The sequence below is a fragment of the Halomonas sp. 707B3 genome (genome assembly GCF_024158645.1).
In the GTDB taxonomy this organism is placed as follows: Bacteria; Pseudomonadota; Gammaproteobacteria; order Pseudomonadales; family Halomonadaceae; genus Vreelandella; species Vreelandella lionensis.
Genome location: NZ_JAMZBE010000029.1, coordinates 1 through 24,032, shown reverse-complemented (window position 1 = coordinate 24,032; position 24,032 = coordinate 1). Strand labels below are relative to the sequence as shown.

Sequence of the window (24,032 nt, the reverse complement as noted above, 5' to 3'; positions counted from 1 at the left end):
CGTGCATTCAGCGGTTTCGGGAAGTAGACTAGGCGCAACAACCATCTTCATACTCGGAACGATTCAGTGACCAAGCAACATTCCTTTGATCGCGAAGAACTGCTGGCATGCTCGCGCGGCGAACTATTTGGCCCCGGCAATGCACAGTTGCCAGCTCCTAACATGCTGATGCTTGATCGCATTAAGCACATTCACGAAGAAGGCGGTGAGCATGGCAAGGGCGAACTGATCGCCGAGCTGGATATCACACCTGATCTGTGGTTTTTTGATTGCCACTTCCCAGGAGACCCCGTGATGCCCGGCTGCTTAGGGCTTGATGCGATGTGGCAGCTGGTGGGCTTCTATCTGGGATGGCTTGGCCATCCTGGCCGTGGCCGTGCGCTAGGCTGTGGCGAAGTGAAGTTCAGCGGCCAAATTTTGCCCGACGCACAAAAAGTGACGTATCGCATTAATATGAAGCGCGTTATTACTCGTCGGCTTATCCTAGGCATTGCCGACGGCACTGTGTCCGTTGACGGACGCGACATCTACCAGGCTAATGACCTGCGCGTTGGCCTATTCACCTCCACTGCGAATTTCTAACAGGAGGCTCCCATGCGACGAGTGGTAGTCACCGGCCTTGGCATCGTGTCGTGCTTAGGCAACGACCAGCAACAGGTCCTAGACGCGCTCAAAAACGGGCGCAGCGGTATTCGTTTTAAGGAAGAGTACGCTGAGCGTGGCTTCCGTAGCCATGTAGCAGGCAGCGTTGATATCGACTTGGACGCGTTAATCGACCGCAAACTGCGCCGCTTTATGGGCGACGCAGCAGCCTATGCGTATGTCTCCATGGCTCAAGCAGTCGAAGACGCCGGGCTAACTGAAGCCCAGGTTTCTGATGTGCGTACGGGGCTGATTGCAGGCTCGGGGGGTGCATCAAGCGCCAACCAAGTTGAAGCTGCCGACGCCATGCGCGAGAAAGGCCTACGCCGCGTAGGCCCCTACCGTGTTACCCGCACCATGGGCAGCACAGTGTCTGCGTGCTTGGCAACGCCGTTTAAAATCAAAGGTGTGAATTACTCAATCTCTTCCGCCTGTGCAACCTCAGCTCACTGTATCGGCAATGCCATGGAGCAGATCCAGCTAGGCAAGCAAGATGTGGTGTTTGCGGGTGGTGGCGAAGAGGAGCACTGGACGCTCTCGTGCCTGTTTGATGCAATGGGCGCCCTCTCCACCCACTACAACGACACGCCTGACAAGGCTTCTCGCCCCTACGACCAGGCGCGCGACGGCTTTGTGATCGCTGGCGGCGGCGGCATGCTGGTGCTTGAAGAGCTGGAGCATGCCAAAGCTCGTGGCGCGAAGATTTACGGCGAGCTGGTGGGCTATGGCGCAACGTCTGATGGCTACGACATGGTGGCTCCCTCTGGCGAAGGTGCTACACGCTGTATGCACCAAGCGATGGCGACCGTGCAGGGCGATATCGACTATATCAATACCCACGGCACCTCTACGCCGGTTGGTGATGTGGCTGAGTTGAAGGCCATCCGCAATGTGTTTGGCAACTCAACGCCTGCTATGAGCTCGACCAAGTCGCTAACGGGCCACTCCCTGGGAGCAACAGGCGTACAAGAAGCCATCTACTCACTGTTGATGATGCAGCACAATTTTGTAGCTGCCTCGGCAAACGTTGATCAGCTGGATGAGCAGGCCGATGGCTTCGATATTGTGACCCAGCGTCGCGATAACGTCACCATCGACCGCGTGCTGTCTAATAGCTTTGGCTTTGGCGGTACGAACGCTTGCTTAGTCTTCCAGCGCTATAACGGTTGATCAGCACTTAAGCAGCATAAAAACGGCGCCTTTCGAGGCGCCGTTTTGCGTTATAAAACGATTAGCGAGACGCTGGCCGTGGCACCTCTGAAATTTCCTGTAGCTGACCCTCTATCCAAGCCTCTACATCTTCCAAGACTTCATCGGGCGTACGCCCGGAGGTCTCAATGGGCGCTCCAATGCGCACCCGCAGTACACCTGGATGCTTTACCCAGTGCCGCCCAGGCCAGCGCTCACCAGCGTTGTGTGCCACCGGCAGGACTGGCACACCTGCACGGCACGCCACCACGCTACCGCTTTTGTTGTAGCGCTTACGCACGCCGGGGGAAACGCGAGTACCTTCGGGAAAAATCAGCACGGAAAGGCCTGTGCCTAAGCGTTCAACACCCTGAGTAAGTACCTGCTTCATGGCGCGGGCTGGCTTTGAGCGATCAAGACTAATCGGGCGCAGCAGACGCAGCCCCCAACCAAAGATGGGAAAGCGCAGTAGCTCCTGCTTTAGCACAGTACATACCGGCGGCTTCATTACCTGCAGAAATACGGTTTCCCACTCGCACTGGTGGTTCGCCTGAATTACGCAGGGCCCTGACGGAATATTCTCTCGCCCCTGAATGTCATAGCGCACGCCACAGGCAATGCGAAACCAAACCACCAAAAAGTAGTTATAGAGGTTTAACAATCGATAGCGACCCGCCAACGGCAGAAACGGCGCGATGGGTAGAAACAGAACGCCAATAAGCAGCATGGCAGTAAAATAACCCGCATAGAACACCAGGCTGCGCACCACATTGATCAAACTGATTCTCCTGTCCCAACGTCATCACGCTGCTGGTCACGGGTTAAGCACCACGCATCCAGCATGCGTCCCACTTCCAGCCGCCAAGGTTTTTGATGCACACCAAAAACATCCAACACTCGACGGCAGTTTAATACCCGACGCAGCTTGGCGTCGTGATGATGATTAAGGGCCTGTATCTCCCCTAAATCAATATGTTCGCCACGCCCTTCTAGGTGAGTGGCCAGCTGAGTACGCACCATTGATGTAAAAGTGAACGCACTGACCGGCTCAGTGCCCGCCAAGTGATAGGCTCCCCAGGCGTCAGCGCCGCAGGCCTGCTGCTGTAGCATGCCAATCAACGCCATGGCGACCGCGTCGGCAGAGGTGGGGCAAAACACTACGTCCTCTGCTGCGCGCACCGTCTGCCCCGTGATAAAGCTGTCGATAATTTCACTCAGCCAGGCGTGGCTACCTTCCAACGCAAACAGCGGCCCTAAGCGCACAATCAGATGGCGATGGTATTCGGCACGGATACGATCGCCTGTTTGCACCAATCGACGCAAACACTCATCACGTGGGGCAGGCACGACATGCTCATCAATCGGGATATCAAATCCCTCTTCATAGAGCTGATCCGAGACACACCACACCAACGCCACGTCTTGGGCTTGGCAGGCATCCACACAGCGATCAACGGCATCCGCATGGGCTTTCACCTCGGCGGGCGTCATGCTCAGCGGGTGCGCCAGCGGGGGAATGAGCACCGCATCGGGCGCTATCGCCTGTAGCTGACTCGGCGAAACAGCAAGGCCTTGCTCAATGACTAGCTCGGTATCCGCGCGCCGGCTCGCTTCACGGGCTAGCGCTAAACTTAAGCAGTGCCCGGCATCTAGTATCAGCAGCTTCAAGACAGCCTCTCCCCCTCAACCCAAAACCGTGGCGGCAACTGCGCCACGCATCGACGAACGTGTGTAAGGTGCTTTTTAGAACGGAATTTCGTCGTCGAAATCATCAAAATTGCCCGGATCGGGGGCGCCATAGCTGTTGTTTTGGTTATTCGGTGCCGGCTGCGGGTGCTGCGGCGCTGGCTGTCCACCGCGCTGAGGAGCCCCACCCTGAGGCGGGTAGCCGCCCTGCTGGGGCTGGTTTTGGCCATAGTTCTGTTGAGGAGGCGCTTGCTGAGCCGGGGCCTGCTGAGCGTAGCCACCCTGCGGGGCTCCACCGCCCTGGAAGTCGCCGCCACGGCTATCCAGCATTTGCATATCGTTAGCCACGATCTCCGTGCTGTAACGATCTTGACCGTTCTGGTCCTGCCATTTGCGCGTTTGCAGGCGGCCCTCAATATACACTTTTGAGCCTTTTTTAAGGTACTGCTGGGCGATTTCAGCGGTTTTGTTGAATAGCACCACGCGATGCCACTCGGTGCGCTCCTGGCGCTGGCCACTTTGGCGATCCATCCAGGTATCGGAAGTGGCTAGGTTTAAATTTGCTACCGCCGTGCCAGAAGGGGTGAATCGCACTTCAGGATCTTGGCCCAGGTTGCCAATCAAAATAACTTTGTTAATACCGCGCGCCATGAGGTCGCTCCTTTACGTAATCGGACAAATAACTGAGTAGGTCGCTACCTGCTGTTTTTAGCAGGTGAGCGCTAATTCTTTAGGGTCGCGGCGGTGGAATCAGTTTTGCCAGCGCCGCTTGATCGAGTTCTTTGCGGTTTACCTTCAAATACATGAGGCGCTCCTCCGGCACGACCATCACATCTTCCACACCAACCACGTCGGCAAGATGCTCCATCAATAAGTTGATCGCATCAGGCTGCGTATCGTGTAACGCCACCACTTCGCTGGAGAGCGGCGGAGGAGAAGGCATCCGCCACATGGCTACCCACCAAGCCAGCGCTAGCACCGCGCAACCAATAAATACTGCGTTAAGCCCCCAGGTATTCGCCAGCAAGCCGCCCAACGTGCCACCTAAAAAAGCGCCGAGAAACTGGCTGGTGGAATACACCCCCATTGCGGTGCCCTTAGCACCCGCTGGGGCCAACTTGCTAAGCATGGAAGGCAGCGTTGCCTCCAGCAAATTAAAGCCGGTAAAGAAAACAAATAGCCAAACAAACAGCCAATGCCCCTGGGAAAGCGACAACCCTAGGCTGGCTAGGCTGGCAGCGATGGCTCCAATCGCCAATAGGCACATCAGCCTCATACGCTGGCGCTTTTCCGCTATGATCACCAGCGGCACCATCGCCACAAAAGAGAGTGCCATAATGCCTAGGTAGGCTAATCCATGGTACTCCACTGCTACCCCCGCATTGAGTAAGCGGAAGGGGATAGCCACAAAGATTGCCATGAGGACAAGATGCAGCGCAAAAATCGATAGATCAAGCCGCCACAAATCCGGCCGGGTAATCACACTTTTAAACTGCTTCCGATCCAGCCCTACGTCACGGTGGCGTAACCGGCGCGGCGCAGGCGGCACCCAGCGCCAAAGGACTAACAGTCCCACCAATGTTAGGAGTGCGGTAAACCAAAACACCCCAGAGAGCCCCGCCCAGGAGGCTAACCAAGGGCCAAGCACCATGGCAATGGCAAACGATACGCCGATCGAAAGGCCAATAGTGGCCATGGCCGCCGTGCGTACCTGCTCGCGGGTTTGATCTGCCAATAGAGCCATTATGGCGGCCGCCACGGCACCGCCCCCCTGAAGGGCGCGACCTAAAATTACCCCGCCAATGCTATCTGCCATGGCCGCTACCACGCTGCCAAAAGCAAAAATCAGCAGCCCCATCGCAATGACACGCTTACGACCAATGCGGTCAGAGAGCAAACCAAACGGGATTTGCAGCGTCGCCTGGGTTAAGCCATAAATGCCTAACGCCACGCCAACCAGTAGCGGCGTAGCGCCTGTCAACGTGTCGGCATAAAGCGCGAGCACCGGCAGAACCATGAACAGTCCCAGCATACGAGACGCGTAAAGACCGGCCAAACCGCTGATTGCACGGCGTTCAGCGACCAGCAGCAGTGCGGAAACCTTGCGCATAATGCCCTTGTGTATGGTGGATGGGCCGAACGGCCTGAGATAACCGTCCATTCTAGCGCTTTGTCATCACGCTGGAAACGCCAAGCGCGGTGACGCAGGCAGAGACAGTTTTGCCGGGAAGGGGACAGCAATCGTATAATTACGCTTTTGCCACGCGATTCGAGGTGTTGATGGACAGCATTCTGGTCAGGGGTGCCCGCACCCACAACCTCAAGCAGATCGATGTGGAGCTGCCTCGCGACAAGCTTATCGTCATTACCGGGCTTTCCGGTTCCGGTAAGTCATCGCTGGCGTTTGACACGCTCTATGCCGAGGGGCAGCGTCGCTACGTGGAGTCGCTCTCTACCTATGCACGCCAATTCCTCTCGATGATGGAGAAGCCCGATGTGGACCACATCGAAGGTCTCTCTCCTGCGATCTCTATTGAGCAGAAATCCACCTCCCACAACCCGCGCTCAACCGTGGGTACTATCACCGAAATTTACGACTACCTGCGTCTGCTGTTTGCCCGCGCAGGCACGCCCCGTTGCCCAGAGCACGGTGAAGACTTAGAAGCCCAGACCATTTCGCAGATGGTCGATCAAGTGATGAACCTCGCCGAGGGCACCAAGCTAATGCTGCTGGCCCCTGTGGTAAAAGGCCGCAAGGGTGAGCACCTGCAACTGCTCGCCGAACTTCGCGCCCAGGGCTTTGTCAGGGTGAAAATCGACGGTCAGGTGCTGGAGTTAGACGATATCGCGCCGCTGGATAAGCGCAAAAAGCACGATATCAGCGTGGTAGTGGACCGCTTTAAAGTGCGCGACGATATCGCCCAGCGCTTAGCGGAATCGTTTGAGACCGCGCTAAACCTGGCCGACGGCACGGCGATGATTCACTTTATGGATGGCGAGCAGGAAGACCTCGCCTTCTCCTCGCGCTTTGCCTGCCCGGTATGTGGCTACTCGCTCTCAGAGCTTGAGCCGCGCATGTTCTCTTTTAACAACCCTGCGGGCGCCTGCCCTACCTGTGATGGCCTCGGCGTTCAGCAGTACTTTGACCCAGATAAGCTGATTAGCCATCCAGAGCTTTCCCTCGCAGAAGGCGTCATTAAAGGCTGGGATCGGCGCAACATTTACTATTTCACCCAGTTGCAGACACTCGCCAAGCACTACCGCTTCGAGCTGGAAACCCCCTGGCAGGAGCTGGCTCGCCACGAGCGCGAGATTATTCTTAACGGCAGCGGCAACGAGCAAATTCCGTTTGTCTACGTAGGCGATCGCGGCCGCAAAGTCACTCGGGAACACGCCTTTGAAGGCGTGCTGCCCAATATGCAGCGCCGCTACCGGGAAACCGAATCCAATATGGTACGCGACGATCTCGCCAAATATATTGCGGTTCAGCCCTGCACTACCTGTAGTGGCTCACGGCTGCGCAAAGAGTCGCGCCATGTTTATGTGGATGACCGTAACATTGCCGATATTGTGCACCTGCCCATTGGCGAGGCGTGGCGCTACTTTGCCGAGCTGGCCCTGCCGGGGCGTAAAGGCGAAATTGCCGATAAGATCGTCAACGAGATCCATGCCCGCCTGGAGTTCTTGGTCAATGTGGGCCTGGATTACCTGAACCTTGAGCGCAGCGCCGACACTCTTTCCGGTGGCGAGGCCCAGCGCATCCGTCTAGCCAGCCAAATCGGCGCGGGGCTGGTGGGCGTCATGTACATTCTGGACGAGCCCTCTATCGGCCTGCATCAGCGGGACAACGACCGCTTGTTGAAAACCCTGGAGCGACTGCGCGACCTGGGCAATACCGTGATTGTGGTCGAACACGACGAAGACGCCATTCGCGCGGCGGACCATGTGCTGGATATCGGCCCCGGCGCCGGTGTTCATGGCGGTGAAATCGTCGCCCAAGGCACGCCCCAGCAAGTGATGGATAATCCCAACTCGCTCACCGGTCAGTATCTTTCCGGCACTCGTGAAATCGCCGTGCCGCCCTACCGTATTCCCGGCAATCCGGAAAAGCAGTTGGTCGTGCGCGGCGCGACAGGCAATAACCTGCAAAACGTCACGCTGAGCCTGCCTTTGGGGCTATTTATTGCCGTGACGGGGGTTTCTGGCTCGGGTAAATCAACGCTGATTAACGGCACGCTGATGCCCATTGCCGCCCGTGAGCTTAACCGCGCCACCACCTTGACCCCAGCGCCCTATGAGAAGGTTGAAGGGCTTGATCAGCTCGATAAAGTGATCGATATCGACCAGAGCCCCATTGGCCGTACGCCGCGCTCTAACCCTGCGACGTACACCGGTATTTTCACGCCCATTCGCGAGCTGTTTGCGGGTACCCAAGAGGCGCGCTCGCGGGGCTATAAGCCGGGCCGCTTCAGCTTTAACGTTAAGGGCGGGCGCTGTGAAGCGTGTCAGGGCGAGGGCATGATCAAGGTAGAGATGCACTTCCTGCCGGATATCTACGTACCCTGCGATGTATGTAAAGGTAAGCGTTACAACCGCGAAACGCTGGATATTCACTATAAAGGCAAGACCATCCACGAAGTGCTGGAAATGACCGTGGAAGACGCGCTGGCATTCTTCAGCCCGGTGCCCGCCATTGCCCGCCGCCTGCAAACGCTAATGGACGTAGGGCTCTCGTATATTCGCTTAGGGCAAAGCGCCACCACGTTATCCGGCGGTGAAGCACAGCGTGTCAAACTGGCCCGAGAGCTAGCTAAGCGCGACACCGGCAAAACGCTCTACATTTTGGATGAACCTACCACAGGCCTACATTTTGAAGATATTCGCCAGCTGCTGACCGTACTCCACCGACTGCGCGATCACGGTAATACGATTGTCGTGATTGAGCACAACTTGGATGTGATCAAAACCGCCGACTGGCTCATTGATCTTGGGCCGGAAGGTGGCTCTGGCGGCGGGCAAATTATTGCTGAGGGCACGCCCGAGCAGATTGCCAAGCAGAGCGTTTCGCATACCGGGCGCTTCCTGGCGCCACTACTGGAGCGGGCCAAACGCGCATCATCCACTTCCTAGCGCTTAGCTACCCGGCACCCGGTGCCGGGAACATCAAAAGAGTAAGCAAGCCCAACGGGTACTTCTTATAGTATGTAGCGATGCCGTTTAACAATGGTTGATACCGTTTAGGAGAAGGACGCTGTGGATCAGGACAAAAGCTGCATTATTCGCCACTTTAGCCACTACTGTACGCTGACGGACGATGAGAAGCAGTTGCTAAACTCGTTAGAGGAGAGCCCGACTGAGATTAAGTCAGGCGCACTACTGTGGGAAATGGGCTCGCCAGCCAACGAGTTTTGCACGCTGCGCAGCGGCTGGGCTTACTCTTACCGTCATCTGGAAAACGGTGATCGGCAGATTCTCGAAGTGTTTCTCCCGGGCGATATCATTGGCCTGCGGGAATTTGCCTTTTCTCAACGCCTTGAGAACGTGCGCCTGATTACCGATGGCGTGGTGTGCCATTTCCCCCATAAACGTATGCTGGATATATTTAGCCAGTCACTGCCGCTCACGTCGGTCATGTTTGCCATCGGCAGCCGTCAACAAGCGCTGCTCACTGAGCGTTTGGTGAACTTGGCCCGACGCAGCGCACGCCAGAAAATGGCACACTTTCTCCATGAGATGTACCTGCGTTTGCGCCAAACCAACGACGATATTGGCGGGCAGTTTCGTCTTCCGCTCTCTCAGGAGCAGCTCGCCGATATTTTAGGCTTAAGCCCGGTACACGTGAGCCGCACCTTTAGCGCGCTGAGCGAAGATGGCTTGGTCTTCCGCGACCGCCACCATGTCTCGATTCCAAACCTTGAGGCGCTGGCCACGGAAGGTGAGTTTGACGACTGCTATCTTACCGATAATGTCAGGCCGCTATTTAAGGACTGAGGTTGCGACAATAAAACGCCGCGCCCTTGCCAAGCACACGGCAGTTTCATCAGCGTGCTATTAACCGCATTTTGACCAGCCGCAACCGGCGTAGCAGGTCGGGCAGCCATCCATCATGATCAAATCACCTCGACACTCAGGGCACGTACCTACCGTAGCGGGGCCGCCGCTTGCTTCGCCAGAAGCCGATGCGACGGCAGAGTCTTCAGCCGCCGGGGGCTCCTCCGGCTGCCAAGCATGTCCATGCTGCATGCGGTGCGCATAGCGTGCAACCAACGTCTCCACCGGCACTTGGTTGCCCTCCTGATCTAAAAAACCGCGCCGATAGAGAATCCGCTGAATCGACCAAGCAATCGCCGCCACTTCCGAGTCGTGAAACATAGGCTTGTTCCAGCGATTCATGCCACAGCGTACCAAGCCTTTGTCCCAGGCGACTTTGCGCAGGTCTGCCACGGCTTGAGTGACATAGCCCCCACGCGCTGCAAGCGACAGGCTGCGCATGGTCGCAGTAATCCACTGGTGCTCGCTGGAGAGCTGGCCCGAGGGAAAGAAGAACTCCACCGGACGCTCAATCACCACACGCTGGCCGCCAATCACGCCTTCCACTGGCATAAACGAGACCAGCAAGTAGACCTTCTTGCGCCCTTCAGCCCCCACATAAGAGATTTTTTCAGACACTGCTTCCAGTGTGCCTTCCGGGCGCGATGGAATGCGGACCGTTAATGGGTCTTCATCTGGTAGCTCTGGAGCAGGCGCGGGCTGCCCTTGTTGCTTAATACGGTAACCGACAATTTTCGACGTAATTTCAACCGCCATAACGTTCTCCCCAGTTCTTTAGACAGCTCATCAAGCTAAGCCTTGCTTGCGCTTACGATTACCATTTGCCGTAGGTGCCCTCTTTCAAGGCATCAAACAGGTTAGCGGCGTTATGCTCTTCACCGTCGTAAAGCACCTTCTCATCGCCGGTTAGCTCAAGGGTTTCACCATTTTCCAGCTCAAACACATAGGTGGTGTTTTTCAGGTCATCCTCACGCACCAACACGCCTTGGAAGGCTTCCGGGTTAAAGCGGAAGGTAGTGCAACCTTTCAAACGGCTCTCGTAGGCCTGCAGATAGAGGTCTTGGAACTGCTCAAAGGGGAACTCGGTGGGTACATTGACCGTTTTGGAAATCGCCGAGTCCACCCACTGCTGAGCTGCCGCTTGAACGGCGACGTGCTGCTCGGGAGTGACAGAGTCTGCGGTAATGAAGTAGTCCGGCAGATCGCTTTCTACCGCATCGGCAGCCATAAAGTGACGGTAGGCCGCTAGTTCAAACGACACTACCTCCACCTGCTCCTTGGTCTTTTTACCGGACTGGATGATGTTGCGGAAATAGCGATGGGAGAACGACGGCTCAATGCCATTGGAAGCGTTGTTGCCCATGGAGAGCGAGATGGTACCCGTGGGGGCAATCGAGCTGTGGTGGGTAAACCGCGCACCGTGCTCGGCCAACTGTGCCACCAGTTCCGGCTCAAGCTCGGCCACTTTGGCCATGTATTGGCTGTAGCGGGCGTGCAGAATCCGCCCCGGCACCTTGTCACCTACCTCGTAGCCGTCGCTGGCGAGCTGAGGGCGCTCGCGCATCATCTTGGGCGTAATGGTGTGCTCCTCTTCAAGCACTGGCGCCATGCCCTTCTCTTTAGAAAGCTCCAGCGCCTGCTTCCACCCTTCCAACGCTAAATGACGACTGACCTCTTCAGTGAACGTCAGCGACGCCTGGGAGCCGTAGGGAATTTTCAGCATGGTCAGGGTCGAACCAAGACCCAAAAAGCCCATGCCGTGACGGCGTTTAGCTTCAATTTCGCGCTGTTGCTGGGGGAGCGGCAGGCCAGCAATTTCCACCACGTTGTCGAGCATACGGGTGAAAATCGCTACGACTTTTCGATAGCGCTCCCAATCAAACCGCGGCTCGGCGCTAAACGGTTCGATCACAAACTTCGTCAGGTTGATAGACCCTAACAGGCACGCGCCTTCCGGCGGCAGCGGCTGCTCGCCGCAGGGGTTAGTCGCGCGGATATCCTCGCAGAACCAGTTATTGTTCATGCGATTCACTTGATCAATCAGTATAAAGCCCGGCTCGGCGTAGTCGTAGGTAGAGGACATAATCGTGTCCCACAACTCACGAGCTTTAATCACCTCGACAACACGGCAGGCCACGCGCCCTTCGGCATCCACCGTGTAGCCCTCTTCCACTACCGGCCAGTCACGGTAAATCACCTCTTCAGCACTCACATCCTCTTTCTCACCAGGATGCAGTGGGAAGGCCAGCGGCCAATCGGCGTTGTGCTTCACCGCTTCCATAAACTCATCGGTGATGAGTAGGCTCAAGTTGAATTGACGCAGCCGCCCTGCTTCGCGCTTGGCTTGGATGAACTCACGCACGTCCGGGTGCCCCACATCGAAGGTGCCCATTTGAGCGCCGCGACGGCCTCCGGCAGACGCCACGGTAAAACACATCTTGTCGTAGATATCCATAAACGCCAGCGGGCCATTGGTGCCTGCTCCTGCGCCAAACACAAAGGCACCTTTATGGCGCAGGGTCGAGAAGTCGTAGCCAATACCGGCGCCCGACTTCAATGTCATACCCGCATCGACCACGGAGTCGAGGATATCGCGCATGGAGTCACGAATAGTGCGAGAAACGGTGCAATTAATCAGACTGACGGCGGGCTTGTAGGCTTCGGCCCCCGCATTAGAGAGAATTCGCCCAGCGGGAATAGCACCATTTTCCAGCGCCCAGCGAAATTTGGGTAGCCACTCATCGGCCTTTTCACCTTCTACGGCGGCTAGGGCACGAGCCACGCGCTCAAAGGTCGCTGCGACATCTTGATCCACCGGTTGGCCATGACGATCTTTTAACCGATATTTGGCATCCCAGATTTCCCTAGATGGAGCCTGCATAGGGACTTCACTGGATGTCTTCATCGCCTTGGCTGCGGTACTCATGTTCACGAAACTCCTTCACGATGGGTAGCGATAGCGCTAAAAAACGGGCCGATTATACGTGGCATCGTAGGGGAGTATAGCCCCGACTTTCTACTATATGGGCCGTTTTTTGACGTTAACAACACTAGATATAGAAAAATCAGCACCTTACCCTTTTGCTTATTCCCAACACGCTATAGGCTTAAGGTTTTCGATGACGATACGACCTATGAACTTCCTGAAAACATCAACTTTCGCCGTCACCGCCATGCTGCTTGTCACAGCTCCCCTTTCATTGGCCGCTACATTTAATGTGGAATCAGTGGCTACCCATGGGCACTGGCAATCCATGGCGCTGACCCTAGGAGAAGAGCGCCACTTTCGTGCTGTAGAGACCCACAGCTACTCCGATGCCACGCTAAGCATAAATGCTACTCAAGAAGTCTGTGATTTACCGTGGCTGGAGATGCGCGTCACCCTAGCGCAGCAGCAGGGAGAGAGCCGAGCGGTGAATCTGGTACCCACTCGGCTGCGGATTGGTGACAACCCGATTGTCGATACCATGGCGGAGTTTATTACCGAGCGGGGCGATGACGGCTTTTATGCCCATTTTTATTTGAGCGATATGGAGACGCTGATCGCTGAGATGCAGTCGGGCGAGCAGCTGTTTTTAGGATTTGACCAGGGTGAGCAGGAACCGTGGTACATGACCTTTAGTTTGGAAGGTGCTGGCGATGCCATTCAACGCATGCAGTCGCTGTGTAGCGGCGCCTCTCTCACAGAGGCACCTGCTCCTCCGGGTTAAGCGCACGCTCTTCCGCAACCTCTACTCGATTACGGCCGCTGTGCTTGGCTTGATACATAGCGGCATCGGCCCGGGCCATCAGCGTTTTACAGCTGTCGCCTGGCTGCCAGACAGCGACACCAATGCTAATGGTAATTGGCTGATCAACTCCCTCTACCTGCAGGGTGGCCACCAAGCCACGCAGGCGCTCGGCAAGCCCTACCGCCGCTTCCATATCGGAGTGGGTAGCCAATACCACGAACTCTTCACCGCCCCAACGGCCTAGATGGTCGCAGCCACGCAGTGACTCCTCGACTAGACGCGCCAGCGACACGAGCACGTCATCCCCTACATGGTGGCCGTGGGTATCATTAATTTGTTTAAAACGGTCAACATCAAACAGCAGTAGCGCAAAAGAAGCCCCATAGCGTTTGGCGGCCACCAGCTCAGCATCAATAGCCTGCTCAATACGGTAGCGGTTCCATACCTGGGTGAGCGGGTCAAAATGCGCCAGTTGCTCTAAGCGCTGATTGGCATCGGCTAACGCTTTGCGTTCCCGCTCCAGGTGCATATTTAATGTACTGATTTCATAGGCGGAAATTGCCAGCGTCAAATCTTCGCCTAAGTCCTTAGCGGCAAGTCGCTCAACACGCTGCCACGCCTCGCTTTTTCCCACTACCTCTTCACGCCAGGCAGCAGAAGGCGCCATCATAATCGCAGGCTGGGGTTGGGGTACGGAGGTTGGCTGCATCGCCCAATAGAGTGTTTCCACCTGTTCTGGGCGAAAGAAGATCAGCCACCCTCGCTGCGCCGGGCTCATCGGAAGTGGTACAGCCAGGATACCGCACTGCTCAGGCATACAAAGCGATGACGTTAGCGGCTCAGCGGCAATCCCCCGCGTACACCAGGGGCCACTATGTTGATGTGCTTTTTCAAGACGCTTAACAAACTGGCTAATGGTAGGTGAGTCTGGTGTAGTACCACTCGCATGCACACTGCCCTTCAGCCATAGCGCAACGCCGTGGGCACGAAATAGCGAACACCACGTTTCAGCCTGCTGATGGGTAATCTCCTGTGGGCTTTGCGGCTCTAAACGGGCATTGGCCGACAGTACCAAGCTATCTTGAACGCGTTGCAGGTAGCGAGCTTCTTGGCGTGCTCGGAGTAACAGCAGCCGCTGGGTGGCCATCTGTACCAGAGTACGCACCGCGTCACGTACGGGCGGCGCTACTGGATGGGGAGTGGCCGAGTGGCAAAACAGCAGCCCCCATAAGCCGGCATCACCCTGCATGGCCATACTCAGCGCACCCCGCACGCCAAGACGACGTAAGTAGCGCTGACGGGCCGGGGCAGGCGCACGTAGAAAGCAGTGACGCAGGTTTGCGCCTGTGCCTTTTGGCACAAGTGGTTCGCTTGGCGCATCAGTATCTTCAATCAGCCGAACCGGATGGCTTTCATAAGCGCGCCGCAGCGTCAGGGGAAAATCACTGGCCGGAAAACGCTGTCCTAAAAGAGCAGGCAGATGCCCCCCCCGCGCTTCAGCGACAATCAGTCCATGCCAATCGGTGTCGAAATGGCAAACGGAGACACGGTCATGGCCAGTTAGCTGCTGCACCGCCGTTACGAGATAATCCAACAGCTCTTCTTGTTGGGTGGCTTCCGCTAGGCGCATTAGCCGCTCGTTGACGGTGCCCAACAAGCGGCGTTTGCCGAGTGGGTTCAACGGCTCAATCTCCACTATCACGCTACTCTCGGTGCGGTAAGCGTGCAGTTGAAAGCGGGTAGCGCGCTGGGCACGACTAAATGCCAGTGGCCCCGCTAGTCGCTGCTGTCCCTGCAGCTCCTTGCATAACCGCTGACTTAGCCGTTTACCCAGCACACTGCTGAGCGAGAGTTGCGAGTGCTCTTGCTCAGCAATGCCCAACAGCTGGGTGAGATTATTACTCACCGCCTGAATGTGTCTACACTCTTCATCCAGTACCAGAACGGCACCAAATGATTGAAGTAGCGAATGATGCTTCGACACGAAGATAGCCTCGAGATATCTCTTTACCCCTTGACCTGTTGCTTCAGCAACAGCTCAACGCGTCGGTTGGCAGCTCGCCCTTCCGCAGTAGCGTTACTTTCCATGGGTTGGGTGTCGGCATAGCCGACGGCCCGCATACGTGAAATGGCAATACCTTGCCGCTCTAACTGGCGTACCACTGCGATGGCTCGTCCCACTGAGAGCTCCCAGTTAGACGGAAACCGAGCGGTCGCGATCGGCACATTATCGGTGTGGCCCTCAATGGAAATTTGACCATCAAAAGTCTGTAGCACCGAAGAGAGCCGTTCTAACACAACTTGCCCCTGGGGCGTTAGTACATCGTTGCCACTGGGAAATAAAAGGCTATCGTCAATACGTAGCGTAACGCCCTCTTGCCCCTGGGAGACACTCACTCCAGGGATATCAAGCCCTGCCATTTGGGGATGTAAGCCATCGTGGCGGGGAAGTATTCCTGTGGCTAAGCTAGCCAATGGCAGTGACGTAACGGCATTCGAGGGATCCATGATACTGCTTTCACTCCCTTCGCCACCGCCGGATGGCGTAAGCGCCAACAGCAGTACAAACAGGGTAATCAGCAGCGTCAATACATCCAGGTAACTGGTCAGCCAGCTCTCGTCACTCTCCCCCACTTCGGCGGGAAGCTCCAAAGCATGCCGTGAATCGCGGTCGAGCATGGCGCTAACCTTTTAATGCGGAACCCATATCGGGCCGAGGCTTAACGTTCGCGTCACGAATTTCGTCGTGGTAATTCGCTACGAAGGAGTTAAGCGTCTCTTCAATAAACGATGGCAGACGGCGCTTGGTAATTAGCGAAATGCCTTCCAGCACCATGTTCATAGTGATAAGACGCTCTTCCGTACGCCGCTCTAGCTTCACGGCAATCGGTTTAAACACCAAATTGGCCAACAGGATGCCATAGAAAGTAGTCAACAGCGCCACTGCCATCCGGGGCCCAATTACTTCCAGGTCACCCGCATCCATCACTTCGAGCATGTTGACCAAGCCTACCAAAGTACCAATCATGCCAAAGGCCGGTGCATAGGTGGCCATGGTGCGGAAAATTTGGGCTTCAGCATGCTCGCGGGCTTTCAGCCGCGCAATACGCCAGCGCAGCATGTCGAAGATTTCATCCTCTTTTGTATTCGCAATGACCAGTTGGATACCGGTGCGCAAAAACGGATTACGGGTATGTTCCAGTTCTTTCTCAACCGCTCTAACATCCCCCTTAAACCAAAGGCGCGACATGGAAACCAACTCATTGATGTCATCTCGCACATAGGTGTTTTCACGGCGGAAAACTAAACCAACCAGACGCACCACACGCAGCACTTCTTTCAGCGGATAGCTGATAAACGTGGCCGCCAGCGTGCCAGTGACCACAATGGCAAGCCCCGGTAAGTTAATAAAGCTCTCGGGCGACTCTGCGGTAAAAAATAAAACGCTTACCAACAGCAGCATGCTGGCAAATATACCGATCAGCGTAGATGGATTCATCAACGGCTCCTCGCCGGTTATGGTTAGTGAGTGAGAGGGTTAATTAGTCTCATGTAGGCGAGCACGCAGCCGACTCACCGCCTGGCTGTGAAGCTGTGAAACCCGTGATTCGGTGACACCGAGCACAGCGCCCACTTCTTTTAGATTCATCTCTTCTTGGTAATACAGCGCCATTAGCAGCTTCTCGCGCTCGGGCAGTGCTTCAATGGCGTCGATCAGCGTTTGCCGCTGCTGTTCATCCAATAATTGTTCAAACGGCTGTCGGTGAGTGTCGTCCCCCGCAGGCTCGCTGCCATCCGCAATGAGCTCTTCGAACGGCAATAATTGCCCGCTATTGGTATCGTTGAGCAGTTGCTGGTAATCACTTAGCGGCATCTCCAGTTCACGGGCAATCTCCCCCTCTTCCGGGGGGCGCCCCAGCTGCTGCTCTAAACGACGCACAGCATCATCTACCGCCCGTGCCGAGCGGCGTACGCTGCGGGGCAGCCAGTCACGAGTGCGCAGCTCGTCCATCATCGCGCCACGGATGCGCTGGCTTGCAAAGGTAGCAAATGTTGCTCCCTGGGCAGCATCAAAGCGCCCTAATGCCTCTAACAAGCCCACCATACCCGCCTGGATCAGATCATCCAGCTCAATACTTGCGGGCAACCTTACCTGCAGCGTTAAGGCCTGACGTCTCACCAGTGGCATGTATTGAGTTAACAGCTCACTCTGTTTGATCCTGCCTTGTGCTGTATACATCCTCGTGCCTCGCGGCTTAACAACCTTTACTGATAGTTCACGATCACTTGTAACCCCTGTACTCGCACAGGGCGTTGCCCTGGCTGCAGCGTAAACCGAAAGTACAGCGGTGCGCTCGCCAACATTCCCGATAGAGCGGTCGTGCTACCGCGCATGCCTGATAGTGCAACACAGCGTTCAGGATGACATAGCCAAGCGTTCACAGGCGTTCCCGGCGGTGACTCAAAGCGCCATTGAATTCGCGACAGCGCAGCATTACGCAGCGGGACGCCCGCTGGCGGGGTTATCGCCTGGCTGCTGCTGGTACGGTCGCTCATTGCTACCATCACACTAGGCACTTGGCTGCTCCAACTACCGGTTGCGGCCTGCGTATTCAACGCGAAAAACCATAACCCTGCTACTAGCCCTAAACAGCCCATTTTTCTTACTGTTAACAACTTTGCAGGTTTTATCAACGCCTCAATAGCCATCTGCTTAGCGTTACTTACCCAACTCGCCAAACTCTGCATAACTCTCCCCTTGAGCGACAAATGCACCCTGGCCCGCCGCTAGCGCGCCAGCAGCAGAAGCTCAATATCTAAATAACGAGCGGAAGCATTGCCCAAATTATCCAGCAACCCCTGGCGCGGCAGGTGGGGTTCATGAAGGGCTAGAAGACGCTGCGGACCACCATGCTCGCGTAATTGGCGCAACACTCGGTACATGGTGGCAAAGGCGTCAGCATCACTGTTGATCCACAACGCCCAGCGTGAGTAACGCTCGGCTAAGTCAGTCAGCGAGGCGCTGTTAGGCATGACAATATGAATATCCCAATCCTGTGGGTCACCTGCCCATTGCCGCCCCAGGGCCGACCATTGCCCCAGCCGACCTCGCACTTTGTCCACCTGCGCTACACCAGCATGAGGTAAGCCTACTACCACTAGCGTTTTTTTCGGTCTTGGAGGCGCCACGGTGGCAGGCTCGGCAGCAGCAGCTACCGTAGGTGCCATGGCCTCCTGGGTATACGCGGCGGCTTCCTCTTCGTTAACGGGAGCGGCAGGCACTGTCTCGTCACTTTCCACGTTATGGCCGACTTCATCAGCACCACGCTGCTGGCGCTGTAAATCGGCCCATTTGCGCAGGCCAGCCGCCTGATCCTGGCCACTCATACCACGCCCTCACGACTGACGCTACCTAGCTGACGAATGGCATCGCGCGCCATCAGAACGTGTACTAATGCATCAAGCAGTGCCGTATCACGCCGCTTGCGCTGGGTTCCTAACAAGCGCAGCAAATCGGCTCGCAGGGCCTGAGCGTCCTCATCGTCAACGATATCTAGATGGCCGGCTACTGCAGCCGCGCCGCTGGCCATCAGCAGGCGCAGCTCGCTGCTGACATCACCACCGTCGGCCTCTTTAAGCTGCTGCCAAGCACGCTTGGTGAGCGATGCCAGTCCGTCACTCTGCAGTTGGGTGATTAAAAGCGTTAACACATCGCTGCCCAAACGTGCAGGCGTTAGCCAGTAGCGGCGCACGATTCGCTTAGTGCTTTCAGGGTCGCTTACCTCACCGACCCACGCCAATACGGGGTTACCTGATACGTCCTGCGCTTCAACATAGGCGCTGGAAAGCTGCATGCTTTGCCCGCGGAAACGGATGCCCACGCTATGGGTTAAGGTGCTTTCTTGGAACAGGGAGCGCAGAGTATAGCGCTCGCCCTGGCAGTGTACCCGCTGGCTCGCGGGCACCATGCTGACCCACGTCAGATGCTGAGCGTTTAGCCAAGCCAGCGCCTCAGCGTCTGGCAGGGTAGGCAGAAGATGAACCGCAACATCTCCTGCACAACGCACCAAACGTGGCTGCCAGCCCGCTGGCTGACGGTGCTGAAGGCGAGTCAGCGCCAGCCAAGCACCTTGCTCATTCAGAGCAACATCTGGCATCGACCAGTCACAACCTCGCTCGTTACGGCGGGGCGACCAAACCACCCCTAACGCGTCACGAGTGGCGGCGGCTCCGGCTAGCAGCTCATCTAGGCGCTGGTCTTGTATCACCCCCGGCAGCGCTGCGATGTCCCAGGCGGCTTCCAAGCGGTGAAAATCGACGACACGCTGACGCAAGCGGGTTAACACCGAGGAGAGCCTGCGCCCCTGCCCTAACACATCCCGCGACCAGCGTGGCAAGCTGAGTGGGGCTGTTTCAGCACGCGCGCTACTCGAAACGTTGGCCGACAGTGCTTGATCAATCAGCGCGGGTGGTGTCGCGACCGCCATATCTTCTGGCACCTGCTGGCCATAGGAGCCAAACAGCACCCTCATACCGTGGCGCATGACGATGTCTAATACCGGCGCAAGCCGCCCAGCTTCATCTTGCTTCGTGATGATACAGTCGTCTAACTCGGCACCTGCGGCTCTCGCCGCTTGGCGGTAGCGCAATACGACTTCTTCTAGCGTTTCCGGCTGACTGGCGGCGTTGAGCAACAGCACCAGACGCACGGTGGACTTTCCACCCTGTAAATGGGCGATCTGTTCAATCACCCGCTGATCCCGCTGGCTCATCCCCACGGTATCAATAATCACCCACTGTTTGCCTTGTAGCCGACCAACCAATTCATCAATCGGCTGTTCAGCGTCTAGGGCATACATTGGCGTATCCAAGAGCCGTGCATAAATGCGCAGCTGCTCATGAGCGCCGATACGGAAGCTATCGGTGGTCACTAGCGCCACTGGGCGAGTGCCGTGGCGCATCACAAAGCGTGCCGCAAGCTTCGCAGTAGTGGTCGTTTTACCCACTCCAGTGGGGCCAACCAATGCGACGATGCCCGTTTGATCAAAGAAGCTCTCTTCGTGCTGCAGCACGTTAAGCCGTGCCATTAACTGCTCACGCAGCCAGTTAAGCGGCGCGTCGTTAGTAGCCTCGAGCGCGCTCAACTCATCTGGCAATGCTTCCAGCACCTCTTCGCTCAGCTCTGCACTGAAGCCAACCCGGGCCATCAACTGCCGTAGGTGCTCGTAGGCGGTGTCTGCACCGCTTTGAGTCGTTGGCAACGGCTGGCGGCGGGCCAGTAGTTCGCGCATATCTTGCATTTCCCGAAGCAGACGCTCACTCATCGCCTCTAGGGGGTCTGGTTGCTTTGGCAGTGAAAAGACAGGCGCTGGCGCGGGGCTAGCCTTCGGCTCCTCCGCTGGCGTCGTCGGCGACGGGTCGAACTGGTCAACGGCGTCATCCGCCATGGCGAGAATTTCAACGCCGCCTTCGGTGCGACGGTTGGCGACAATAAGTGCATCATCACCTAACACTTCGCGCACTTGGCGCATTACGTCGCGGCTGTTTGCTCCGACAAAACGTCTAACGCTCATGTTTCACCTGTTGCCAAAACGTAAAAGGCTGTTACCGTTCGAAGTGTGGCCATTAGCGGCCACCCACCAGCGTAGTAACGCGCAGGGTGCGGTCGTCGGGAATTTCCGCTTGAGACATCACCACTAAGTGGCGCATGCGGCGGCGCAGGAAGCGCGACAACACGGCCCGTAGCGAGTGCTGAACCACCAGCACAGGCGCTTCACCACTGCCTTCATGTTTCTCTAGCGCTTGCTGCGCTTGATTCATCAAGGTATCCGCCAGCCCTGGCTCCATCGCACCATTGCCGTTCATTGCTTGCAACAACACTTGCTCTAACTGCGCATCCAGCCCCATCACATGCAGCGTATCTTGGCCCGCGAACCACTGCTGGGTAATGGCCCTGCCCAGCGCAATACGCACCAGAGCCGTTAGCTCGTTGGGATCTTTCTGCTGACCCGCATACTCTGCCAGGGTGTCCAGCACGGTACGCATATCACGAATCGAGACATCCTCATCCAGTAGGTTCTGCAAAATGCGCTGCAGCACGGTGAGGGTGATGGACTTCGGCACTACTTCTTCGACCAGCGATTTTTGATCTTCGCCCAACTTGTCCAGCAGCTTTTGAACCTCCTGGCGGCCCAGCATTTCAGGCGAGTGACGGTGCAGCAGATGGTTAAGGTGCGTGGCGATGACCGTACTAGCATCCACGACCGTGTACCCGTATACCTGAGCATGCTCCCGTTGGTTAGCGTCAATCCATACTGCTGGCAAGCCAAAGGCAGGGTCTTGGGTCGGTGTACCCTGAAGCTCCCCAGAGACCTGACCAGGATCAATGGCTAGCCATTTACCGGTCTGCGCCTCAGCGCGGCCAATTTCCGCTCCCTTCATGGAGAGCACATAGGTATTGGGTGGTAGTTCTAAGTTATCGCGAATGTGCACCACGGGCGGCAGGAAGCCCACTTCCTGGGCAAACTTCTTGCGTACGCTTTTAATACGGCCCAGCAGTTCACCCTTCTGCCGGGAATCCACCAAGGGGATCAAGCGATGCCCCACCTCTAAACCAAGCGTGTCTACCAGCTGAACATCTTCCCAGCTGGCTTCAGGGGTTTCCTGTATTTGAGGCGGTGCAGCGGAGACTTCTTCCTTCACCAAGGTCTGCTCTTTTCGACGGATCAGGTACCAGGCTAAACCACCCAGCAGCGCTGTAAACAGCAGGAACACGAAGTTGGGCATACCAGGTACTAGGCCTAACAGGCCCATTACCATGGCCGCCAAGATCATTACTTGGGGGTTCACAAACAGTTGGCTGATCATCTGCTGACCAACATCCTGCTCGGTGTTGACGCGTGAAACAGTCACACCTGCCGCCGTGGAGATCACCAGCGCCGGAATCTGGGCAACCAAGCCATCACCAATCGTTAGCAGCGTATAAGTGCGGGCAGCATCGGCAAATCCCAGATCGTGCTGCATCATGCCAATCAGCAGGCCGCCAATGATATTGACTACCATGATGACCAAGCCTGCCACGGCATCACCACGGACGAACTTACTGGCACCGTCCATTGAGCCATAAAAGTCAGCTTCTTGAGCAACTTCGGCGCGGCGCTTTTTCGCATCATCTTCGCCAATCAGGCCGGCATTCAAGTCGGCATCAATTGCCATCTGTTTACCGGGCATGGCATCAAGCACGAAGCGAGCGCCCACTTCGGCAATACGGCCGGCACCCTTGGTGATCACCATGAAGTTGATGATGACCAGGATTAAGAAGACCACCAAGCCTACCGCAAAGTTACCACCTACCAGGAACGTACCAAAGGCCTCAATGACCTTGCCGGCCGCATCTCCCCCTTCATGGCCTTCCATCAATACCACACGAGTCGAAGCCACGTTAAGGGAGAGTCGCAGCAGTGTGGTAAACAGTAGAACGGCCGGAAACGCGGCAAAATCCAGCGGTTTCTCGGCAAACATACTGACCAGCAGCACCATGATCGATAGCGCAATATTAAAAGTGAACAGCAGATCCAGCGCGAACGGCGGAAGGGGCAGAATCATCATGCCCAGAATCATTAAAATCAGCAGCGGACCGGCGAGCAGCTTCATGCTCACATCGTTCATCCAGTTACGCTGATTGATCAACTGGCTTAAGCCTTTCATGGTTGCGCCTCATTGCCATCGGCACGACGGCCGGGACTATCCATTTCCGGGGGTACCGGTAAATTATCGGGTGTGGGGGGCACCTCGCCTCCTTGTTGTGCAACATGTTTCAGGCGGTAGGCCCAGGCCATCACTTCGGCCACGGCAGTGTACAGTTCGGCGGGCACTTCAGCTTCTAAGTCGACATGATGATACAGGGCGCGCGCCAGAGGTGCTGCCTCCAAGCGCGGAACACCTGCTTCCTCGCCAATCTCACGGATTCGAGCGGCAACAGCATCGGCCCCTTTGGCCACCAACCGAGGAGCCCCCATACGCCCCTCCTGGTAAACCAGCGCCACTGCATAGTGGGTTGGGTTGGTAATAATGACATCAGCTTCAGGTACTTTGCTCATCATGCGCCCGCGGGCCATGGCCTGCTGCTGCTGGCGAATACGGCCCTTCACATGGGGGTCGCCCTCAGAGTCTTTATGCTCTTGCTTCACCTCTTCTTTGGTCATACGCAGCTGTTTGGCGTTATTCCACAGCTGAAATGGGACATCAATGAGAATAACCACGATCAGTGACAGGACGATGAGGCCCGCCACCAGCGCTGCCATATTCAGCGCACTGACCAGTCCCTGCTGCACGGGCTGGTCCATTAGCCCCATAAATTTGCCAATATTAAAATATAAAAAGCCAGCTGCCACACCGCCCACCAAGATGGACTTAGCAATCGCCTTAGCCAGCTCAGCAAGGGCCTGAACAGAAAATATCCTTTTTAACCCTTTCACTGGGTTTAATTTTGAAAATTTAGGCTGCAACGATTTTGAAGAGATTAACCAGCCACCTAGCAGTGCCGGTGCAACCAGTGCAATCACCGTGAGCAGTAAAAATAAGGGAAGCATAGCGATGAGGGTTCGCTGGCCAAGATCCAGCGCATTCACCAACATAGGCGTGCTTTCCATGGCATGGCGGCGCTCAAATAAAAACGCCTGCTCCATCACCATCCCAAGCTGGTCATAGAGCATTTGCCCCATACCCCACAAC

At 56.4% G+C, this 24,032-nt stretch carries 20 protein-coding genes; 5 read left to right on the top strand and 15 right to left on the bottom strand.

All coding sequences use genetic code 11. The features are described from left to right. The first annotated feature begins 66 nt into the window (after positions 1-66). Positions 67-582 (top strand): 3-hydroxyacyl-[acyl-carrier-protein] dehydratase FabA, encoded by a 516-nt coding sequence (gene fabA / locus BIS10_RS06105; protein ID WP_228168895.1) that lies wholly within the window; start codon positions 67-69, stop codon positions 580-582. A gap of 12 nt (positions 583-594) precedes the next feature. Further along, positions 595-1,812: a beta-ketoacyl-ACP synthase I gene (gene fabB / locus BIS10_RS06100; RefSeq protein ID WP_253503463.1), complete on the top strand. Its 1,218-nt coding sequence runs from the start codon at positions 595-597 to the stop codon at positions 1,810-1,812. A 61-nt stretch (positions 1,813-1,873) separates the two neighbouring features. Here the strand turns inward: fabB and BIS10_RS06095 are convergent, their stop codons facing one another. From BIS10_RS06095 to BIS10_RS06080, 4 genes are all read right to left on the bottom strand, one after another. Continuing rightward, positions 1,874-2,608 carry a 1-acyl-sn-glycerol-3-phosphate acyltransferase gene (locus tag BIS10_RS06095; protein ID WP_253503461.1) on the bottom strand — a complete coding sequence of 245 codons (735 nt, stop codon included), beginning with the start codon at positions 2,606-2,608 and terminating at the stop codon, positions 1,874-1,876. Beyond that, a complete protein-coding gene (locus BIS10_RS06090) occupies positions 2,605-3,498 on the bottom strand; it encodes a sugar nucleotide-binding protein (protein ID WP_062360473.1) in 894 nt (297 codons plus the stop codon). Before BIS10_RS06090 ends, BIS10_RS06095 begins: the two co-directional genes overlap by 4 nt. A 75-nt stretch (positions 3,499-3,573) precedes the next feature. Continuing rightward, entirely contained in the window at positions 3,574-4,167 is a 594-nt protein-coding gene (gene ssb / locus BIS10_RS06085) for a single-stranded DNA-binding protein (protein WP_253503459.1), read from the bottom strand. Positions 4,168-4,246: 79 nt separating this feature from the next. Further along, positions 4,247-5,626 (bottom strand): MFS transporter, encoded by a 1,380-nt coding sequence (locus tag BIS10_RS06080; RefSeq protein ID WP_253503457.1) that lies wholly within the window; start codon positions 5,624-5,626, stop codon positions 4,247-4,249. 170 nt (positions 5,627-5,796) lie between these two features. Between BIS10_RS06080 and uvrA the strand changes: the two genes are divergently transcribed. Both uvrA and BIS10_RS06070 read left to right on the top strand, forming a co-directional pair. Then, positions 5,797-8,646: an excinuclease ABC subunit UvrA gene (gene uvrA, locus BIS10_RS06075; RefSeq protein WP_253503455.1), complete on the top strand. Its 2,850-nt coding sequence runs from the start codon at positions 5,797-5,799 to the stop codon at positions 8,644-8,646. Positions 8,647-8,769: 123 nt separating this feature from the next. After that, positions 8,770-9,507 carry a Crp/Fnr family transcriptional regulator gene (locus BIS10_RS06070; RefSeq protein WP_083026246.1) on the top strand — a complete coding sequence of 246 codons (738 nt, stop codon included), beginning with the start codon at positions 8,770-8,772 and terminating at the stop codon, positions 9,505-9,507. A 60-nt stretch (positions 9,508-9,567) separates the two neighbouring features. Here the strand turns inward: BIS10_RS06070 and BIS10_RS06065 are convergent, their stop codons facing one another. Then, positions 9,568-10,323 (bottom strand): ribonucleoside-diphosphate reductase, encoded by a 756-nt coding sequence (locus BIS10_RS06065; protein WP_083026248.1) that lies wholly within the window; start codon positions 10,321-10,323, stop codon positions 9,568-9,570. Positions 10,324-10,381: 58 nt separating this feature from the next. Further along, positions 10,382-12,493 carry an adenosylcobalamin-dependent ribonucleoside-diphosphate reductase gene (locus BIS10_RS06060; RefSeq protein ID WP_253503453.1) on the bottom strand — a complete coding sequence of 704 codons (2,112 nt, stop codon included), beginning with the start codon at positions 12,491-12,493 and terminating at the stop codon, positions 10,382-10,384. Positions 12,494-12,686: 193 nt separating this feature from the next. On the opposite strand from BIS10_RS06060, the gene BIS10_RS06055 reads away from it, so the two are divergent. Further along, positions 12,687-13,277: a hypothetical protein gene (locus tag BIS10_RS06055; RefSeq protein ID WP_253503452.1), complete on the top strand. Its 591-nt coding sequence runs from the start codon at positions 12,687-12,689 to the stop codon at positions 13,275-13,277. Here BIS10_RS06055 and BIS10_RS06050 read toward each other — a convergent pair. The 9 genes from BIS10_RS06050 to flhB all read right to left on the bottom strand — a co-directional run. After that, the gene (locus tag BIS10_RS06050) at positions 13,249-15,282 is read right to left on the bottom strand and encodes a sensor domain-containing diguanylate cyclase (protein ID WP_253503449.1); all 2,034 of its coding nucleotides are present in this window, start codon (positions 15,280-15,282) and stop codon (positions 13,249-13,251) included. The genes BIS10_RS06055 and BIS10_RS06050 overlap by 29 nt on opposite strands. 23 nt (positions 15,283-15,305) lie before the next feature. Further along, positions 15,306-15,977 carry an OmpA family protein gene (locus BIS10_RS06045; protein WP_253503446.1) on the bottom strand — a complete coding sequence of 224 codons (672 nt, stop codon included), beginning with the start codon at positions 15,975-15,977 and terminating at the stop codon, positions 15,306-15,308. A gap of 4 nt (positions 15,978-15,981) precedes the next feature. Continuing rightward, positions 15,982-16,797 carry a motility protein A gene (locus BIS10_RS06040; RefSeq protein ID WP_253503443.1) on the bottom strand — a complete coding sequence of 272 codons (816 nt, stop codon included), beginning with the start codon at positions 16,795-16,797 and terminating at the stop codon, positions 15,982-15,984. 39 nt (positions 16,798-16,836) lie between these two features. Beyond that, positions 16,837-17,538, bottom strand: coding sequence for an RNA polymerase sigma factor FliA (locus BIS10_RS06035; RefSeq protein WP_253503441.1), 702 nt, complete (start codon positions 17,536-17,538; stop codon positions 16,837-16,839). A gap of 26 nt (positions 17,539-17,564) precedes the next feature. After that, positions 17,565-17,876 carry a flagellar protein FlhE gene (locus tag BIS10_RS06030; RefSeq protein ID WP_253503438.1) on the bottom strand — a complete coding sequence of 104 codons (312 nt, stop codon included), beginning with the start codon at positions 17,874-17,876 and terminating at the stop codon, positions 17,565-17,567. A gap of 210 nt (positions 17,877-18,086) precedes the next feature. Beyond that, positions 18,087-18,686: a hypothetical protein gene (locus BIS10_RS06025; protein WP_253503435.1), complete on the bottom strand. Its 600-nt coding sequence runs from the start codon at positions 18,684-18,686 to the stop codon at positions 18,087-18,089. Then, positions 18,683-20,872 (bottom strand): flagellar biosynthesis protein FlhF, encoded by a 2,190-nt coding sequence (gene flhF, locus BIS10_RS06020; RefSeq protein ID WP_253503432.1) that lies wholly within the window; start codon positions 20,870-20,872, stop codon positions 18,683-18,685. The genes BIS10_RS06025 and flhF overlap by 4 nt, the downstream gene beginning before the upstream one ends. 52 nt (positions 20,873-20,924) lie before the next feature. Continuing rightward, positions 20,925-23,006: a flagellar biosynthesis protein FlhA gene (flhA, locus tag BIS10_RS06015; RefSeq protein ID WP_083026253.1), complete on the bottom strand. Its 2,082-nt coding sequence runs from the start codon at positions 23,004-23,006 to the stop codon at positions 20,925-20,927. Continuing rightward, a partial coding sequence (flhB, locus tag BIS10_RS06010) for a flagellar biosynthesis protein FlhB (protein ID WP_253503430.1) occupies positions 23,003-24,032 on the bottom strand: 1,030 nt, incomplete at its 5' end. The genes flhB and flhA, both read right to left, overlap by 4 nt.

What these genes read in the sequence shown, in the direction of transcription:
- uvrA (WP_253503455.1), top strand. Translation starts at nt 5,797, where the DNA reads ATGGACAGCATTCTGGTCAGGGGTGCCCGCACCCACAACCTCAAGCAG.
- BIS10_RS06060 (WP_253503453.1), bottom strand. Translation starts at nt 12,493, where the DNA reads ATGAGTACCGCAGCCAAGGCGATGAAGACATCCAGTGAAGTCCCTATG.
- ssb (WP_253503459.1), bottom strand. Translation starts at nt 4,167, where the DNA reads ATGGCGCGCGGTATTAACAAAGTTATTTTGATTGGCAACCTGGGCCAA.
- flhA (WP_083026253.1), bottom strand. Translation starts at nt 23,006, where the DNA reads ATGAAAGGCTTAAGCCAGTTGATCAATCAGCGTAACTGGATGAACGAT.
- BIS10_RS06045 (WP_253503446.1), bottom strand. Translation starts at nt 15,977, where the DNA reads ATGCTCGACCGCGATTCACGGCATGCTTTGGAGCTTCCCGCCGAAGTG.
- BIS10_RS06055 (WP_253503452.1), top strand. Translation starts at nt 12,687, where the DNA reads ATGACGATACGACCTATGAACTTCCTGAAAACATCAACTTTCGCCGTC.
- BIS10_RS06065 (WP_083026248.1), bottom strand. Translation starts at nt 10,323, where the DNA reads ATGGCGGTTGAAATTACGTCGAAAATTGTCGGTTACCGTATTAAGCAA.
- BIS10_RS06025 (WP_253503435.1), bottom strand. Translation starts at nt 18,686, where the DNA reads ATGAGTGGCCAGGATCAGGCGGCTGGCCTGCGCAAATGGGCCGATTTA.
- fabB (WP_253503463.1), top strand. Translation starts at nt 595, where the DNA reads ATGCGACGAGTGGTAGTCACCGGCCTTGGCATCGTGTCGTGCTTAGGC.
- BIS10_RS06040 (WP_253503443.1), bottom strand. Translation starts at nt 16,797, where the DNA reads ATGAATCCATCTACGCTGATCGGTATATTTGCCAGCATGCTGCTGTTG.
- BIS10_RS06035 (WP_253503441.1), bottom strand. Translation starts at nt 17,538, where the DNA reads ATGTATACAGCACAAGGCAGGATCAAACAGAGTGAGCTGTTAACTCAA.
- flhF (WP_253503432.1), bottom strand. Translation starts at nt 20,872, where the DNA reads ATGAGCGTTAGACGTTTTGTCGGAGCAAACAGCCGCGACGTAATGCGC.
- BIS10_RS06080 (WP_253503457.1), bottom strand. Translation starts at nt 5,626, where the DNA reads ATGCGCAAGGTTTCCGCACTGCTGCTGGTCGCTGAACGCCGTGCAATC.